Source organism: Pedobacter sp. GW821-FHT01D05 (assembly GCF_059422505.1).
This window is the reverse complement of the sequence record NZ_JBWKXA010000001.1, coordinates 1,288,819-1,305,934: the sequence shown is the minus strand read 5'-3', so window position 1 is coordinate 1,305,934 and position 17,116 is coordinate 1,288,819. Positions and strand designations below refer to the sequence as shown.

Sequence of the window (17,116 nt, the reverse complement as noted above, 5' to 3'; positions counted from 1 at the left end):
GAAAAAGTGAATTTATTGTACAATATTGTCATTATCAATCTGATAAATATTCATCAATATCATTATCATTTTTTTAATCCTAATGCTTTAAATTGCTTAAGGACTAAAATTTTTCTAAAAATCGTGTCAACTCTGTAATTTAAGATTTGTTTTTCGTATCTTAGTGTTTCCTATACACTAACAACTAACGAGCAAAGAATGGAACCAAACAGTGGATTGTACGATGCGCAATTTGAACACGATGCCTGCGGTATTGGGTTCGTTGCACATGTGAAAGGGCGAAAATCGCATCAAATCATCTCTGATGCACTTACTATTTTAGAGAATCTAGATCATAGAGGGGCATGTGGAGCAGAACCAAATACAGGCGATGGTGCAGGTATTATGATTCAGATTCCTCACGAATTTTTTTATGACGAATGTTTAAAAGCTGGCTTTAGCCTACCTGAAACCAATAATTATGGTGTAGGTATGTTATTTATGCCAAAAGATATCAGATCGAGAGAAGAGTGCAGAGAATTGATTTACCGTGCCGCCGAAAAATTAGGCCTGGAAATTTTAGGTTTTAGAAAAGTTGATGTTGATACAACAGATATCGGCAATATGGCCCTTTCTGTTGAACCAGAAATTGAGCAGGTTTTTATTGCCCGTCCTTATGCAGTAGCGCCAGGGGCCGATTTCGAACGTAAACTTTATATTTTTAAAAATTACCTGATTAAACTGATCGTAAACACCGTTCATGGTGGTAAAGATTTTTATATTGTTTCGCTATCAGCGCAAACCATTATATATAAAGGTCAGCTTACTTCACTACAGGTACGTACATATTTCACCGATCTAACCGATAAGCGCATGGTTTCTGCTCTAGGTTTAGTTCACTCACGTTTTGCAACCAATACTTTCCCTTCTTGGAGGTTGGCCCAGCCATTCCGCTTTATTGCACACAATGGTGAAATTAACACTTTACAAGGAAATTTAAACTGGTTTAGAGCAGGCGTTAAGTCTTTTGCTTCTGCTTACTTTACTCCGGAAGAATTAGACATGTTATTGCCTGTAATTGATGAAACCAATTCAGATTCAGGCTGTTTAGATAATGTTATTGAACTGTTACTTCACTCAGGAAGAACCCTGCCTCATGTATTAATGATGTTGGTGCCAGAGGCCTGGGATGGTAACGAAGATATGGATCCCGTTAAAAGGGCATTTTACGAATTCCATGCTACTTTAATGGAGCCATGGGATGGACCTGCAGCCATTGCTTTTACCGACGGTAAATTAATCGGTGCTACTTTAGACCGTAATGGTCTTCGTCCTTCACGTTATGCCATTACTTCTGATGACCGCGTAATTATGGGTTCTGAGGCTGGTGCATTAGCCATCGACCAAAGTACCGTAATCGAAAAAGGCCGTTTAACGCCAGGCAAAATGTTCGTGGTGGATATGGAGCAGGGCAGAATTATCAGCGATAACGAAATTAAAGAAGAAGTTTGTGGTAAAAGCCCTTATGCGGATTGGATTAATCAATACCAGATCCGTTTAGAGGAATTACCTGAGCCACGTGTAATGTTCACCGGCTTATCTACAGAGTCTATTTTTAAATATCAACAGGTTTTTGGTTACAGCAGAGAAGATATAGATCTTTTGCTTAAACCAATGGCCATTGAAGGTAAAGAACCGATCGGTTCGATGGGTACCGATACACCATTGGCTATTTTGTCAAAACGTCCTCAGCATTTATCTTCTTATTTCAAACAGTTATTTGCACAGGTAACCAATCCGCCGATTGATCCGATCAGGGAGAAAGTGGTAATGAGTTTGGCCAGCTTTATGGGCAGCATGGGTAACTTATTGGAAGAAACCCCAAAACAGGCGCACTGTGTAGCCATTAAACATCCAATTTTAACCAATCAGGAATTAGAAAAGTTAAGAAGTATTGATACAGGTGTTTTCCAGGCGAAAACTTTACAGACTTATTTCAGGGCTGATGGCAAGCCGGGTGCTATGGCAAAAGCTTTAGACCGTTTGTGCCGTTATGCGGTTGATGCCGTTGAAGATGGTTTCCAGGTAATTGTATTAACCGATAGGGCTATTGACTCTGAGCATGCTGCAATGCCTTCTTTATTGGCCGTTTCTGCCGTACACCATCACTTAATCCGCAAAGGATACCGTGGGGCTGTAGGTATTGTGATAGAGGCTGGCGATATCTGGGAAGTACATCATTTTGCCACATTACTGGGCTTTGGTGTTACGGCAATTAACCCTTACCTGGCTTTGGAAACCATTAATGAGTTTAAACAAGAATCGGGCTTATCAACAGAGCAGCTTACCAAAAACTATATCTACGCGGTAAATAGCGGTTTACTTAAAATTTTCTCTAAAATGGGAATCTCAACCTTGCAATCATACCAGGGTGCGCAGATTTTCGAGATTTTAGGTTTAAATAAACAAGTAGTGAATACTTATTTCACCGGTGCAGTTTCACGAATTGGTGGCTTAGGACTGGATGAAATTGCAAAAGAAACGTTAATTAAACATCACCGCAGTTTTGGTCCGTTAACAGAAACCGAAAACTTATTACCAGCAGGTGGAACTTATAAATTCCGCCGTAAAGGTGAAGCGCATTTGTTTAACCCGCAAACCATTCACTTGCTGCAGAACGCAACACGTAAAAACGATTACAATATTTTCAAACAGTACTCTAAACTGGTAAACGAGCAAACGCAACAAGCTTATACCATCCGTGGATTGTTCGAATTTAACTATAGCCGCCCATCGGTACCTTTAAATGAGGTAGAATCAACCGAGGCAATCTTAAAAAGATTTGCAACAGGGGCAATGTCTTTCGGTTCAATTTCTCACGAGGCGCACTCTACCTTGGCCATTGCCATGAACCGTATCGGTGGAAAGAGCAATACCGGAGAGGGTGGTGAAGATGAAATGCGTTATACTAAATTGCCAAACGGCGATAGCATGCGCTCGGCAATTAAACAAGTTGCCTCTGCACGTTTTGGTGTAACCAGCTACTACTTAACCAATGCTGATGAGTTACAGATTAAAATGGCTCAGGGTGCTAAACCAGGAGAAGGTGGTCAATTACCAGGGCACAAGGTAGATGACTGGATTGCAAAAGTTCGTCACTCTACACCAGGTGTTGGTTTAATTTCACCTCCGCCTCACCACGATATTTATTCGATCGAAGATTTAGCACAGTTAATTTTTGATCTGAAAAATGCTAACCGTGCAGCGAGGATCAATGTGAAACTGGTTTCGAAGGCTGGTGTTGGTACTATTGCCGCGGGGGTTGCTAAAGCACATGCCGATGTGATTCTGGTATCTGGTTTTGATGGTGGAACGGGAGCATCTCCTTTAACTTCGATCCAACATGCTGGTTTACCATGGGAGTTAGGCCTGGCGGAAGCACACCAAACTTTGGTAAAAAACAAATTGCGTAACCGTATTGTGTTACAAACAGATGGTCAGCTTAAAACCGGTAGGGATATCGCTATCGCTGCATTATTAGGTGCTGAAGAATGGGGTGTTGCAACAGCAGCCCTGGTAACTTCGGGATGTATTATGATGCGTAAATGCCATTTAAATACTTGTCCGGTTGGCGTAGCAACACAAGATCCGGAATTAAGAAAATTATTTACCGGTGATGCTGACCATGTAGTGAACTTATTTTATTTCCTTGCCGAAGAATTACGTGAGATTATGGCTGAATTAGGTTTCAGAACCATCCACGAAATGATCGGTCAGGCTGATATTTTAAAAGTACGCGAACTGCCTGCCGAAGACTGGAAATTGAAACACCTTGATTTATCAGCTATATTATATAAAGCAGAAGAAAATGGTTTGCCTTTATTTAATACTGAAGGTCAGGATCATGGTTTGGACCATGTTTTAGATCATAAATTAATTGCAGCTGCACAACCTGCTATTGATCATAACGAACCGGTTTTTGCCAGTTTTGATGTGAAAAATACCGACCGTGCACTGGGTACCATGTTATCAAATGAAATTTCGAAAGTTCATTTAGGTGCTGGTTTACCTCCAGATACGATCAATTTTAAATTTGTGGGTTCGGCCGGACAGAGTTTTGGTGCTTTCAATACCCGTGGGGTAACGTTATCACTAGAAGGTGAAGCGAACGATTACGTGGGTAAAGGATTATCGGGCGCAAGATTGGCCATTTATCCTTTCTCAAACTCAACTTTTATCCCTGAGCAAAATATCATTATCGGTAACGTAGCCCTTTACGGCGCAACTTCTGGTGAGTTATTTGCCCGTGGTAAAGCAGGCGAGCGTTTCGCCGTACGTAACTCTGGTGCAACAGCTGTTGTTGAAGGCGTGGGCGATCACGGTTGCGAATACATGACTGGTGGTGAAGTGCTGATTCTTGGTGATACCGGAAGTAATTTTGCTGCTGGTATGAGTGGTGGTGTGGCCTGGATTTATGATGCCAACGGAACTTTTGCACGCAAATGCAATAAAGAAATGGTTGATCTGGATCCATTACAAGCTGAAGATGAGGAGCGTATTTTAGCTTTACTTAAAACACATATCCGCTTAACAGATAGTAGAGTAGCTGAGTTTATCTTAAGCGATTGGAAAACTCAATCTGCTCATTTCGTAAAAGTATTCCCTAAAGAATACAAAGCAGTTTTAAGCAAACGTAATCAACAAGTAAAAACACACTAGGCCATGGGAAAAGTAACAGGATTTCAAGAATACGATAGAGTTGCGCCAACTAGAGAAGAGGCTGCAACACGTGTAAAACACTATGGGGAATTTTTAAATGAATTACCCTCAAAAGAATTAAACAATCAAGCTGCCCGTTGTATGGATTGCGGCGTACCTTTCTGCCAGTCAGGCTGCCCATTGGGTAACGTGATACCAGAATTTAACGACGCCGTTTATCAGGGTAAATGGGAATTAGCTGCAAATATTTTATTAAGCACCAATAATTTTCCTGAATTTACAGGTAGAATTTGCCCTGCACCATGCGAATCGGCATGTGTGTTGGGGATTAACCGCCCGCCGGTTTCTATCGAGGAGATTGAAAAACACATCATCGAAATTGCTTTCGAAAAAGGATTTATCAAAGCAAAAGCACCATTAATCAGAACTGGTAAAAAAGTAGCTGTAATTGGTTCAGGTCCTGCGGGCTTAGCTGCTGCTGCTCAATTAAATAAGGTTGGACATGAGGTTACCGTTTTCGAACGTGATGATGCTCCAGGTGGTTTATTGAGGTATGGTATCCCTGATTTCAAACTACAGAAAAATGTAGTGGATCGCCGTATCGATTTAATGAAAGAAGAAGGTATCATTTTTAAATGTAATGCCAATGTGGGCGAGAATGTTGAGATAGGTACTTTGTTACGCGATTTCAACGCAATTGTATTGGCTGGTGGCTCAACTATTCCACGCGATTTACCAATTGACGGCCGTTCGGCTAAAGGGGTCCACTTTGCAATGGATTTCTTGAAGCAACAAAATAAACGTGTAGCGAGCAGAGCCGTTGAGGCGGAAGATATTATGGCTACCGGCAAAAATGTAATCGTAATTGGCGGTGGCGATACCGGATCTGACTGTATTGGTACTTCAAACCGTCATGGGGCGAAATCGGTTACACAGTTTGAGATTATGCCAATGCCGCCCCAGGCACGTAACGAGCATATGCCTTGGCCAAATTACCCAATGTTGCTAAAAAATACTTCTTCTCACGAAGAAGGTGCACAAAGGGCCTGGTCGGTAAATACGAAAAACTTTATTGCTGATGAAAAAGGAAACCTTAAAGCATTAAAAGTAGTTGATGTAGAATGGGAAATTGATGCAAACGGACGTCCGGTTACTTTTAAAGAAGTGGCTGGTACCGAAAGAGATCTTCCATGCGAACTGGTACTTTTGGCAATGGGTTTCTTACATCCTCAAAAAGAAGGTTTAATTGAGAAATTGGGTGTGGAATTGGATAACCGCGGAAACGTAAAGGCATCTGAACACACTTACCAAACCAATATTGCTAAGATTTTTGCCGCAGGTGATGTTCGCCGCGGACAATCATTAGTGGTTTGGGCCATTTCAGAAGGTAGAGAAGCTGCCCGTAAGGTAGACGAATACTTAATGGGGACAACTAAACTGGCATCGAAAGATGCAGTTGCATACGCTTAGTAGGTTTTAAATTCTATATTTTTAGGGTCGTGGTGCAAACCACGACCTTTTTTGTTTTAATAAATCTTAGTTAATTCTCTGCCACGGAGGCACTGAGCTTATGCCTTTAAGAAATATCGTCCTCGTTTGATAACGAGGATGCAAGAGAATGGCGATTTTATCGCCACTAGAATTCTTATTAAGCATTAGAAATGCGAACCTTGTTAATCTTCGTTATAAAAGAGAACTATTTGTAGACGTTTAATCATTAATTAACTTTCTGACACGGAAATACTGAATTTATTGAGCTTAACCTTGTCATAGCGAGATCTTACAGCTAGTAAGTTTTAGTGCGGTCGTCATGCTGAATTTATTTCAGCATCTATCATACTGTTTAGTTGTTAATAATCTTTCGACACGGAAACACTGAGACCACGGAAATTTCAGAATGAATACTTAACATATGACTAACGAATAGATCCTGAAATAAATTCAGGATGACGAACATGCGAGAAAAATAAATTAAAATAACTTCAATTGCTCATTCTTTGGCGGTTTTTCTTTTCCAAAAACTGTTCTGCCGCCGTATTTCCAGCTTTCAGTACGTTCTTTTTGAATTACCTTTTCAAAATCCATATTTGGAACAAAGTCTTTTTCTGCATTCCGGGCAATTTGATGCAACGATTTGATGGCTTGTTGTTTATCTGTATTTCCAATCTTCGCTTTTTCAATTGCTTTCTGCAAAACACTTATGGTTTCATCATAAACATTTACCGGAACAGGGAAGGGATGACCATCTTTACCGCCATGTGCAAAAGAATAACGGGCAGGATCGCTAAATCGGGAAGGTGTACCATAAATCACCTCGCTCACTAAAGCCATCGATTGTAAGGTTCTTGGCCCCATGCCCTCGAGTAATAATAATTCCTCAAAATCTCCCGGTTGCTTTTCCTGGGCTAGCCACAGTATGCTTCCTAAACGTTTTAAATCTACATCTTTCGAATTTACCTCATGATGATCTGGCAATACCAGTTTTTGTATTTCATTAATCATCCTTACCGGCGATTCAGCTGTAATGCTCACCATACGCTGCCTGGTTTTATCAGCATCATTAGCCGTTAGGTTCAGAATCTTGCCTTGATTAACACCACAGATACCGGTATGTGGTTCTTCGACAAAAGATTTTAGGTTTTCAGAATGCCAGTGGTATCTTCTTGCGGTTGAGCTGCTGTCGCTCATGCCTTGTTGCACCACTGCCCAATCGCCTTCGCTGCTTAAAATAAAACTATGAAGATACAATTGAAAACCGTCTTGAATGGCCGTATTGTCTACTTTTGCACTGAGTTTACTGGCCCGAACCAATGCTGTTCCATTTAAACCCGTTTTATCGGCAATTTTTAAAAGTTCATTTGGCGTTTCTCTGCTATGTTTTCCTTTGCCTCCGCAAATGTAAATGCCCAACTCTTTCGATAAGGGATTGATCGATTTCTTTAAAGCGCCCATTACCGATGTCGTAATACCAGACGAATGCCAGTCCATACCCATTACAGCGCCTAAACTCTGAAACCAAAAAGGACTGCTTAAGCGGCGTATTACTTCTGCTTTACCATATTCTAATAGTATCGCTTCCGTTATGGCCAGGCCAAGTGTTGCCATACGCTGCGCCAGCCATGGTGGTACATGGCCATAATGTAGGGGTAAATCTGCGCTTCCTGATCTTTTCAATACTAACAAATTTAGTAAATTTTATTTAAAATAAGGCCTTATCTTATTGGCGATAGAAAGGACCTGACTTTAATAAAAGCGATTAACCAGAGTAAACTAAACTTGATTGGAGTGAGCATGTCGATTTTACATCGGCATAAAACGGAAAGCAAGGCCGAACCTAACTTAAGAATTACCACTATTGCTTTTCAGAAAAAACGATTGCTGATATTTTTTGTTATTTTGAGAAACAATAATACTAGCGAAGGCTCATTTTATACATGCGGAAACTCTTACAACGTTTACTCAGTGCCTGGATTATTCGCATGTCGAATAAATTTGGTTCAAGGCCCAACCGTAAACGCATTCATGCAGCTTTAAATAAACTGTACAAAAACATCAATGCAACACCCGGTAAACGGGGACTTATTTTTGAAGTTGCCGATACGGATAAATTTATCATTTTATCAGACCAACATAAAGGTGCACGCGATTATGCCGATGATTTTACTTTAGCTGAAAAGAATTATTTAAAAGCACTCGAATATTACAACCAGCAAGATTTCCATTACATAAATTTGGGCGATAGCGAGGAACTCTGGGAGAATTTACTTGAATCTGTAATTAAACATAATAAAGAGACTTTCGAAGCAGAAAAAGCTTTTATTTCAAAAAACCATTTTACTAAAATATTCGGCAACCACGATTTATACTGGGATAATGATCCTTTAGCCGGATTTAACCTCAATAGAATTTACGGAACTAAAATCCACATTTATGAAGGCGCAATCTTAAGAATGCCAGTGGGCGAGATTAAACTCGATATTTTCTTGACCCATGGCCATCAAGGCGATTTACAGAGCGATGGAAACTGGTTTAGCAAATGGTTTGTGAGTACCGTTTGGGCTCCACTGCAGTCGTACCTTCAAATTAACCCGAATACGCCAGCATACAGCAACCAGCTCAAAACAGCACATAATACACTTATGTACAGCTGGGTAGCTACAAAAAAGAACCTGGCTTTAATTACCGGACATACACATCAGCCTGTTTTTGCGTCGTTAACACATCTGGAACGGATTTACATCAAACTGAATAAAGCCAAAAAAGAAAAGAATGCTGATGATCTTGCTGTTTTAAATGCAGAGCTTCGTAAACTGATAAAAGAGGGAGATAAAACACCACGTTTTGGCAAATACAAACCCGGTTACTTTAATAGCGGTTGTTGTTGCTTTAATGATGGCGATATGACTGGTATCGAAATCGAGAATGGCTTTATAAGATTAATAAAATGGTCGTACCATAGAAATGCTATTCCTGAAAGAATTTTACTCGAAGAAATGAAACTTAGTGAATTATTAGATTTAAACTTATTTAATGGGTAGCGTTACGTAAAAAGTTGCACCCAAATCTTTCCCTTCGCTTTCTACCCACAACCTTCCCTTATGTACATCTACTAAGGCATTTACGGTGATTAGTCCCAAACCATAGGTATTTTCATGCGCGGTAGCCATAGCCGTTAATGTTGCAAATTTTAAGAAAATTTTATCGAGATCTTCTTCCGTCAAACCCACACCATTATCTTTTACTACAATGGTTACTTCATTTTCTGCAGTTTGATGTGATATTTTAATTTCCTTTCCTTTTGGAGAAAATTTAATGGCATTGTCCAGTAATTGGCTAAAAATAACCTTAAGTTTATCAGCATCGCCAAAAATTTCAACTGGAGTTTCAATATCGATCAAAACGTTTTGGTTTTTCTGTTTAAGCGTTAAATCCAAATTAAACTTTACCTCTTCGAGCAGCTCTTTCAGGTCAACTTTCGCTTTTTGGGGCTTAAATGAGTAAGCTTCTTTCCGGGCAGTGCTTAAAATGTTATTCAGATTATCGATCATTCTTTTCGATTGTGCGTTAATCTTACCGGCAATTAATGAAGCTTTATCTTCAATGCCTGGAATGCGTCCCAGCAATTCAGATTGAAGTGAAATCGTCGTCATCGGGTTTTTAAGATCATGAATAAGCACATGTAAACGATCATCGTAAGCCCTTAAAGCCCTTCTGGTTGCAATTCTAGATTCCAGTTTTTCTATTACCATACCTGCTAAATGCCTCAGCATTTTTAGCTGCCGCTCTTCGGCTGTTTTAAATTTAGTATCGGCAACGTAAATCGAGCCGATAGGATAACCTTCTGGCGAGCTGATCGGAGCAGAGGCAAAAAAAGGAGATGCATCGTTTTTTAAAGGTGACTCGATTGAAGATCCCACTTGGGCTTTCATAAAAATGTCGCCATCCGTCTGAAAACATATACCCGCATTTGGAACATCAAATATTTCAGCAGCCAATTGTGCTATCTGATCAAAAGCATGTTCAGCAGGTGTACTTAAAATCTCGTAGTATCTTAATTTTCCTAAACGCAAGGTTTCAGCTGTTAAAATCATGTTATCTGCTTTAAAAGGGATAAGGGTTAAAGGTAAAAATTATGTCCAAATACTATAAATAATATAAACAATTAAGTCGTAAATTTCGTTAATATAAAGTTGGAAGATATAAAACGAAAAGCGTTAAAATTACTACCAAAACAGCAAAATAATGAGATTATACATAGAACGCAAACCAGTTAAGGTTAACCCAGATACTAAAAGAGTTATTGCACGTTTTTTTTTTAATGGAGAGGAGAGAGCATTAGAAGTCATCCGAAAGGTTTTAGAGTTTTCAGATGAAAAAGTGTTTTCGCTGATATCGCCTATCTTACAGGAATATTCTAAAAGACACCGGAACATTACCAAAATCCTGACCCGGCACTGTAAAAAATTAAAAAAACAGTTTGCGGCCCTAGGTACAGAATTCGAAGATATTGATGAATACACCAGATTGCTGATCGGTGCTTACTTTACACATGAATACTCGATAGAATCGGCAGCTTTTTTTAATCCAAGCATAGTAGACGACCCCGATCAAACCGATTTGGTAGAAGGCGAAAAGCGGGTAATTATTAGCTTTCGTGCCGTAGGTGAGGGGCATATTTCTTCAATTGTTTTCAGGCGTGCTTTAATTGATAAAAACAATAATATCCAGGTTTTACCAGTTGGGAATTATGTAGATGAGGCGGAGGTAGTGAAGAATGCCATTTATGTAAAAAAACTGTTCTTAAAAAAAGCAGCCTACGCGCAGATTGATCCTTCGGTATTGGAAGAAATTGAATCAAAACTGGATGATAAATTTGAATATACCAGTTTGAGCAATATCATTAAAGATTCTAAAAGCTTACATAAAGAAAATCCGTCACGATTAATTGAGTACGACAAGGTACTTTGGTTATCAGATACTTACCACACCATAACTTTTTCAAAAGATACAGATATTTCTGATCGGGTAATTTTTCCCATTTCAGAATTTGAACGTAAAGGGATTGAAGATGCCCGATTTGTAAAATTTGTTAAAGATGATGGCAAAGTACTGTACTATGCCACATATACTGCTTTCGATGGTTCTTTAATTATTCCAAAACTGGTACAGACCGAAGATTTTTACGAGTTTAAAGTGATTCCACTTTATGGAGATGGTGCACAAAATAAGAACCTGGCATTATTCCCAAGAAAAATTAAAGGGAAATACGTGATGATGAGCCGGATAGATGGCTGGAATAACTACCTGATGTTTTCTGATAAAGTTAATGTTTGGGAAAACCCGGTTCTTTTAAAACAACCACGCTACGATTGGGAGCTGGTACAGATCGGCAATTGTGGTTCTCCGATAGAAACCGAAAAAGGATGGATTGTAATTACACATGGGGTGGGACCAATGCGCAGGTACTGTATTGGTGTAAGTTTATTGGATCTTGAAAACCCAAATATAGAAATAGGCCATTTAAAAGAGCCATTGATTATTCCAAATAATGATGAACGTGAAGGTTATGTGCCCAACGTGGTATATTCCTGCGGATCGATTATCAGTAACGGCGAATTAATTATTCCTTATGGTTTATCTGATTACAGTTCTTCGTTTGCCAGCGTAAATCTGGAGTTGCTGCTGGCCAAATTACTAGAGAATAATTAATTTCAATCTAAATCATGAAGGACTAGATAGACCCTGAAATAAATTCAGGGTGACGATCATCTCGACTTATTCTTCAAACAACATAAAAAGGCTGGTTCATTTCTGAGCCAGCCTTAATATCTCCAAGACAAATTAATCTTTAACTACATTTATCTGCTTCCACCAGGGGAGACGACAGTGTTTCATATTCGGTTTCTGCGGCCTTTAATATCGCCAAATGAGAGATGAAATAGGCCAGTGTACTCTCAGCACCCTGGTTCCTGTTCACACTGTTAAACTGTAATCCATCTGCACATCCATGTGTTTCAAAATCGTATAAAGGAATATGCAGGCTGTTTTTCCCTAAGAACCACTGATAACTGATATGCATTAAATTTAGATATTTATCATCTTTAGTTACCTCGAATGTTTTAGCATAGAGTAATACCATTGCCATCGTTTCTATAGCCTGTTGGTCATAGATAGGGTTTTTGCCATGTTTTTTCATCCATCCTGCATTTCCGACCGGATTTAGGTATCCGTTTTCGAAAGAGAAGCTATTTAAAAACTCAATGCTTTCCATCGCAATTTTATAAGATGTTGCGTTCCCCGTAACTTCGTAATGATGAAGCAACGCCAAAGGAAGGATTGCATTATCGTAGGTAAGAATATCTTCAAACCAATGCCAATCGCCATCTTTATTGTCTTGATATGATGCCTTTAAGGAATTGGCCAGCAGATTGATTTCTTTTGTGATTAACTCATCACCAGGATGGGCGCACAGATAATACGATAGACCAATAATGGTATTGGCTTTTCCCCGCAGATATTTTAATCCTTTAAAATGTGGAATAGAATGCGAAAATAATTCTCTACCAAATTCACGGTAAGAATTGTTGGGTGCACTGCAGACTAAATAACCTAATGACCAGATGGTACGGCCAAAAGAGTCTTCTGAGCCTATCTCATCCAAATAATTGCGGTTAAAGCTTAAGAAATTCCTAAAGTTCCCGTCATCCGTTTGCATATATTGAATAAAACTCAGATAAACAGGCATGAATTTTAAAGCTTTAGGATTTTTATCCTGCTCGATAGCCATTAATGCCATAATCAAAGCTCTGGCATTATCATCAATACAATAACCTTCTTTCAAATTTGGAATACCAAAACGGGCATGCTGAATAATTCCGGTATCATCTGTTAGTAGCGAAATATGATCTAAGTTAAGCGCTGGCATACCTTCTACATCAATAATAGGCGGAGTAACTCTTTCTGGCTTTTTCCCTAGAGCCACAGCTTCATTTAATACGTTGAGATAAACACCGCCAATGGCTGGCCAGCGAAGCTTCAATCCATATTCGTAAGCATTTTGCTTCAGTTTTTGATATTTATCTTTATCACTTAAAAGTTCGTTTACAATGGTTGTCAGTTGGACATCATTTTTAAAATCAAATAATCTGCCCCTGTTATTGGCTAAAAGCTCTTGTGCATGCCAATATGGGGTAGAGACTACTGCCGCACCAGCGCCAATGGCATATGATAAAGTACCACTGGTAATCTGCGCTTCATTCAAATAAGGCGTAATATATAAATAACAGGCTGTTAAATACTGATGCAATTCTTCTTCAGACACAAATTTATTGACAAAAGCAATATTATTTTCTACACCTAAATCTTTTGCCAATGTTTTCAGACTATCGCGATATTCTTCGCCATTATGTTTTACAACGCCGGGATGAGTATTGCCCAAAATCACATATAATACATCCGGATGTTGAGCAACAATTTCCGGTAAAGCTTTAATTACGGTTTCTAAGCCTTTATTTCTGCTAATTAAGCCAAATGTAAAAAGTACTTTTCGATTGGTGAAAAGCGCACTTTGCGCAATTTCATTATTGGGTATAGGTTCCAGATCTGGAACGCCATGTTCAATTAATTTGATCGAATCCTTAGGAATCTGATAGATGCTGGTCAAAAACATGACTGCTTTTTTGCTCATTACGACTATTTTAGAAGATTTAACTGCAATCTCTTTAATAATGGTCTGTTGCATGAAATTCGGTTCTTTTAAAACCGTATGCAAAATGGTAATGAATGGCTTTTTTAATCTATTGATTAAGGACAATAAGAATACACCGCTATTGCCACCATATATACCGAATTCATGTTCAATAATACAACTATCTACATCACTGTTATTGATAAAATCTGCAGCATCGATATAATCTTTTTGGTTTTGCTGGCGGATTACGAATTTCACTTCGTTTGGGTAATCGTGTTCATTAACATCATCCGATTCATTTAATGCAACAACAAAACTTTTCTGTGAATTATAAGCAGGATTTAAACTTAAAGCATTAACCAAATTTTGGTTAAATGTAGCTAAACCACATTCACGAGGAGGATAGGTTGAAATGTAGGCGATTTTCATATGTATTTAAATAGGATTGATATTTAAATAACATTGTATTATCTAAATAGTTTGTGATTTCCTCAATTTACGCTTAATAAAGCCAAAACAATCTGATTTGGACACTTGTTAGTAAGTAAATATTTAACTATGAGATCAATATGGAAAGGTTCTATTGGATTTGGCTTGGTAAACATTCCAATTAAGTTGTTTTCTGCTGTCCAGAACAGCAATCTCGATTTAGATATGCTCGATGAGCGTGATCACGCAAAGATTAAATTTTTAAGGGTGAATGAAAATACCCATAAAGAAGTACCCTATGAGAAGATTGTTAGAGGCTATTTTTTAAAAGACAGGTATGTGGTGCTAGATAAGCACGATTTTGAAGAGGCTGCGCCTGAAAAAACCAAAATTATTGAATTAGAGAATTTTGTTGATATAAAAGATATTAATCCTATTTATTACGAAACTTCTTATTATACCGAGCCTGAAAAGCAGGGCAAAAAAGCTTACGGATTATTACTAAAGGCCTTAGAGAAATCGGGTAAAGCTGGAGTGGCCCGATTTGTACTGCGGAATACAGAAAATCTTTGTGTTATCCATCCCATGGAACATGTAATTGTGATTACTAAAATCAGGTTTGAACAGGAAATCAGAAGTTTATCAGAAATTAACAAAGTTGACGATATTAACATTACCAAAAAAGAAATGGATGTGGGCTTGGCATTGATTAAACAATACAGTTCTAAATTCGACCTGAGCGCCTTTAAAGATGATTATAGCAGCGAATTATTGAAGATTATCAAAGCAAAATCTAAAGGCAAACGGGCAACGGTTAAAAAGATGAAACCACAAAAAGCGACAAGCGACGACCTTTATGATCAATTGATGCAGAGTTTGGGCTCGAAGAAAGGCGCATAGCTAACCTGAAGTTTTAAAAGCGCGCTGCGCTAAACGCTATACAAGAACAGCCTTGGAGTGATATCCACTCCAAGGCTGTTCTTTCTATTTAAAAGCAGCTTTCAATTGATCTGCAGCATAAGCCTGAGCCGCTTTCGCTTCTGGTATAAGCAGCGCCATACCAAAAAATTCATGTGTTACGCCTTCATAATTTTTACTGTCCACTTTTACTCCTGCAGCTTTCAATTTACGGGCGAGTATTACACCATCATCGTGTAGCGGATCTATTTCGGCTGTAATAATAGTTGTTGACGGTAGCCCATTTAAATTGGCATTAACCAACGATATTTTAGGGTCCTGCGCTTCAATCATGGTGGTCAGATATTTCTCTGTAAACCAGCCCATCATTGCCTTGTTCAGCGGTTTTGCCTTTTCATACATGTTATAAGATTCAGTATTCATATCTGCCTGAGCAATGGGATAAATTAAAACCTGGTGCACCGGCAGCATAATGTGTTTGTCTCTGGCCATAACAGATACATTTGCCGCTAAATTTCCACCTGCACTTTCACCAACAACTGCAATCTTAGCTGGATCGGCTTTTAAATCAACTGCATTTTTAACTGCCCATTCATAAGCTGTAAAAGCATCATTATGCGCAGTAGGGAATTTGTTTTCGGGTGCTAAGCGGTAAGCTACAGAAACCACAACTGCACCGACCTGCTCGGCCAAAGCCTGTGCAGACGCGTTATAAACATCTAAATTGGCAATAACGAAACCACCGCCATGATAATAAACAATTAGTGGATAGGGCCCGGTTCCATCCTTTGGTGTATAAACACGCAGGTGGATTTTTCCTCCGCTAACATCAATATCTTTCCCTATGGTATCTACCTTAGCAATTGGTAAGGTTATATTGTTCTGTTTTGCCAGATCCATTACCGCATCGGTTGGTGTATGATTTTTCCGTGCATCGGTAGCACTTAAAGTTTCTAAAGGTTTATCTCCATAGCTATTTAATTTTTCCATTACAGCCTGCATTTCTGGCTTTATTGTTTTTCCCCACTCGGGGGCAGGGCCGGCAGGTTTTAATGCTGCTGTTAATGTAGAGTCGGTTATGGTCGAATCTGTAACCGTAGTCGTTTTTGTTCCGCTTGTACAAGCAGCAATCCAAACAGCTACAGCACAAATAAATGAAGCAGGTTTTAACCAGTTAATTTTCATAGGATTGTTTTATTTTATAAATATTGTTTCTATAACAGAAACAGCAAGATAAGTGTTTTTGTTGCCACTCAACTTTTCCTAATTTATTTAAATGGCAAACATCTTGATGAATTAGTGTGTTCTTAAATAAACGAAATAATTATGCTAACAGAAATAACAGGACTACCAGATCATATTTTTGGCGTAAGGGCTACCGGAGAAGTGACAAGCGATGATATAAAGAGTGTTTTATTAACCGGTTTAAAAAGAACCGCTGAGCGTTTTAAGGAAATCAGATACCTGCTCGTTTTAGAAACTGATGTGAAAAATTTCACTGCGGGTGCATGGGTACAGGATGTTAAAGCCGGTCTGCAAAATTTTACCAAATGGAAAAAAATTGCAGTAGTAAGTGCCGAAAAAGGAGTAGAGTGGTTTACGGATGTTTTTACGTTAGCTACGCCAGGTAAATCAAAAGGTTTTAAACCAGAAGAAATAGAAGAAGCAAAAGCGTGGCTGGATGCTGAAGATTAACGATTAAAAAAGATGAAAAATTCTAAAACATCGGCAGAAAGTAGCAAGGCTACTGCACCGAAAAATGCAAAAGCTAAAGGTGCTGATGATAAAGTAACATCAGCCAAAGATGCAAAAAAAGTAAATGTAACTAAAGATGCGCCCGTTAAACATAAAAAACCTTAATAATTAGAAGCAAAATCCTAG

General features: G+C 38.8%; 11 protein-coding genes. 7 read left to right on the top strand and 4 right to left on the bottom strand.

The window, feature by feature from the left end; all coding sequences use genetic code 11:
• Positions 1-198: 198 nt before the first annotated feature.
• A complete protein-coding gene (gene gltB / locus AC07VK_RS05345; protein WP_492958842.1) occupies positions 199-4,698 on the top strand; it encodes a glutamate synthase large subunit in 4,500 nt (1,499 codons plus the stop codon).
• A 3-nt stretch (positions 4,699-4,701) separates the two neighbouring features.
• Positions 4,702-6,168, top strand: coding sequence for a glutamate synthase subunit beta (locus tag AC07VK_RS05340; RefSeq protein WP_057934405.1), 1,467 nt, complete (start codon positions 4,702-4,704; stop codon positions 6,166-6,168).
• Positions 6,169-6,669: 501 nt separating this feature from the next.
• Here the strand turns inward: AC07VK_RS05340 and AC07VK_RS05335 are convergent.
• Positions 6,670-7,872, bottom strand: a complete 1,203-nt coding sequence (locus AC07VK_RS05335; protein WP_492958840.1) for a DUF763 domain-containing protein — start codon at positions 7,870-7,872, stop codon at positions 6,670-6,672.
• Positions 7,873-8,132: 260 nt separating this feature from the next.
• On the opposite strand from AC07VK_RS05335, the gene AC07VK_RS05330 reads away from it, so the two are divergent.
• Positions 8,133-9,236: a metallophosphoesterase gene (locus AC07VK_RS05330; protein WP_492953601.1), complete on the top strand. Its 1,104-nt coding sequence runs from the start codon at positions 8,133-8,135 to the stop codon at positions 9,234-9,236.
• Here AC07VK_RS05330 and AC07VK_RS05325 read toward each other — a convergent pair.
• Positions 9,222-10,289: a sensor histidine kinase gene (locus tag AC07VK_RS05325; protein ID WP_492958838.1), complete on the bottom strand. Its 1,068-nt coding sequence runs from the start codon at positions 10,287-10,289 to the stop codon at positions 9,222-9,224. The two genes, AC07VK_RS05330 and AC07VK_RS05325, sit on opposite strands and share 15 nt — an antisense overlap.
• A gap of 151 nt (positions 10,290-10,440) precedes the next feature.
• On the opposite strand from AC07VK_RS05325, the gene AC07VK_RS05320 reads away from it, so the two are divergent.
• Positions 10,441-11,907 (top strand): glycoside hydrolase family 130 protein, encoded by a 1,467-nt coding sequence (locus AC07VK_RS05320; RefSeq protein WP_492958836.1) that lies wholly within the window; start codon positions 10,441-10,443, stop codon positions 11,905-11,907.
• A 139-nt stretch (positions 11,908-12,046) separates the two neighbouring features.
• Here the strand turns inward: AC07VK_RS05320 and AC07VK_RS05315 are convergent, their stop codons facing one another.
• Positions 12,047-14,317: a glycosyltransferase family 4 protein gene (locus AC07VK_RS05315; protein WP_492958834.1), complete on the bottom strand. Its 2,271-nt coding sequence runs from the start codon at positions 14,315-14,317 to the stop codon at positions 12,047-12,049.
• Positions 14,318-14,446: 129 nt separating this feature from the next.
• Between AC07VK_RS05315 and ku the strand changes: the two genes are divergently transcribed.
• On the top strand, positions 14,447-15,217 hold the full coding sequence (gene ku, locus AC07VK_RS05310; protein ID WP_492958832.1) for a non-homologous end joining protein Ku: 771 nt from the start codon (positions 14,447-14,449) through the stop codon (positions 15,215-15,217).
• A gap of 84 nt (positions 15,218-15,301) precedes the next feature.
• Here ku and AC07VK_RS05305 read toward each other — a convergent pair whose 3' ends face one another.
• Positions 15,302-16,420 (bottom strand): alpha/beta hydrolase, encoded by a 1,119-nt coding sequence (locus AC07VK_RS05305; RefSeq protein ID WP_492958830.1) that lies wholly within the window; start codon positions 16,418-16,420, stop codon positions 15,302-15,304.
• Between the two features lie 141 nt (positions 16,421-16,561).
• On the opposite strand from AC07VK_RS05305, the gene AC07VK_RS05300 reads away from it, so the two are divergent.
• Together AC07VK_RS05300 and AC07VK_RS05295 are read left to right on the top strand one after the other, a co-directional pair.
• The gene (locus AC07VK_RS05300; RefSeq protein ID WP_492953596.1) at positions 16,562-16,930 is read left to right on the top strand and encodes a SpoIIAA family protein; all 369 of its coding nucleotides are present in this window, start codon (positions 16,562-16,564) and stop codon (positions 16,928-16,930) included.
• 12 nt (positions 16,931-16,942) lie between these two features.
• Positions 16,943-17,095, top strand: a complete 153-nt coding sequence (locus tag AC07VK_RS05295) for a hypothetical protein (protein WP_165456547.1) — start codon at positions 16,943-16,945, stop codon at positions 17,093-17,095.
• Positions 17,096-17,116: the final 21 nt, after the last annotated feature.

Bases quoted from the DNA above. Each gene is read 5' to 3' on its own strand.
- gltB (WP_492958842.1), top strand. From the start codon at position 199: ATGGAACCAAACAGTGGATTGTACGATGCGCAATTTGAACACGATGCC.
- AC07VK_RS05340 (WP_057934405.1), top strand. From the start codon at position 4,702: ATGGGAAAAGTAACAGGATTTCAAGAATACGATAGAGTTGCGCCAACT.
- AC07VK_RS05330 (WP_492953601.1), top strand. From the start codon at position 8,133: ATGCGGAAACTCTTACAACGTTTACTCAGTGCCTGGATTATTCGCATG.
- AC07VK_RS05325 (WP_492958838.1), bottom strand. From the start codon at position 10,289: ATGATTTTAACAGCTGAAACCTTGCGTTTAGGAAAATTAAGATACTAC.
- AC07VK_RS05320 (WP_492958836.1), top strand. From the start codon at position 10,441: ATGAGATTATACATAGAACGCAAACCAGTTAAGGTTAACCCAGATACT.
- AC07VK_RS05315 (WP_492958834.1), bottom strand. From the start codon at position 14,317: ATGAAAATCGCCTACATTTCAACCTATCCTCCTCGTGAATGTGGTTTA.
- ku (WP_492958832.1), top strand. From the start codon at position 14,447: ATGAGATCAATATGGAAAGGTTCTATTGGATTTGGCTTGGTAAACATT.
- AC07VK_RS05305 (WP_492958830.1), bottom strand. From the start codon at position 16,420: ATGAAAATTAACTGGTTAAAACCTGCTTCATTTATTTGTGCTGTAGCT.
- AC07VK_RS05300 (WP_492953596.1), top strand. From the start codon at position 16,562: ATGCTAACAGAAATAACAGGACTACCAGATCATATTTTTGGCGTAAGG.
- AC07VK_RS05295 (WP_165456547.1), top strand. From the start codon at position 16,943: ATGAAAAATTCTAAAACATCGGCAGAAAGTAGCAAGGCTACTGCACCG.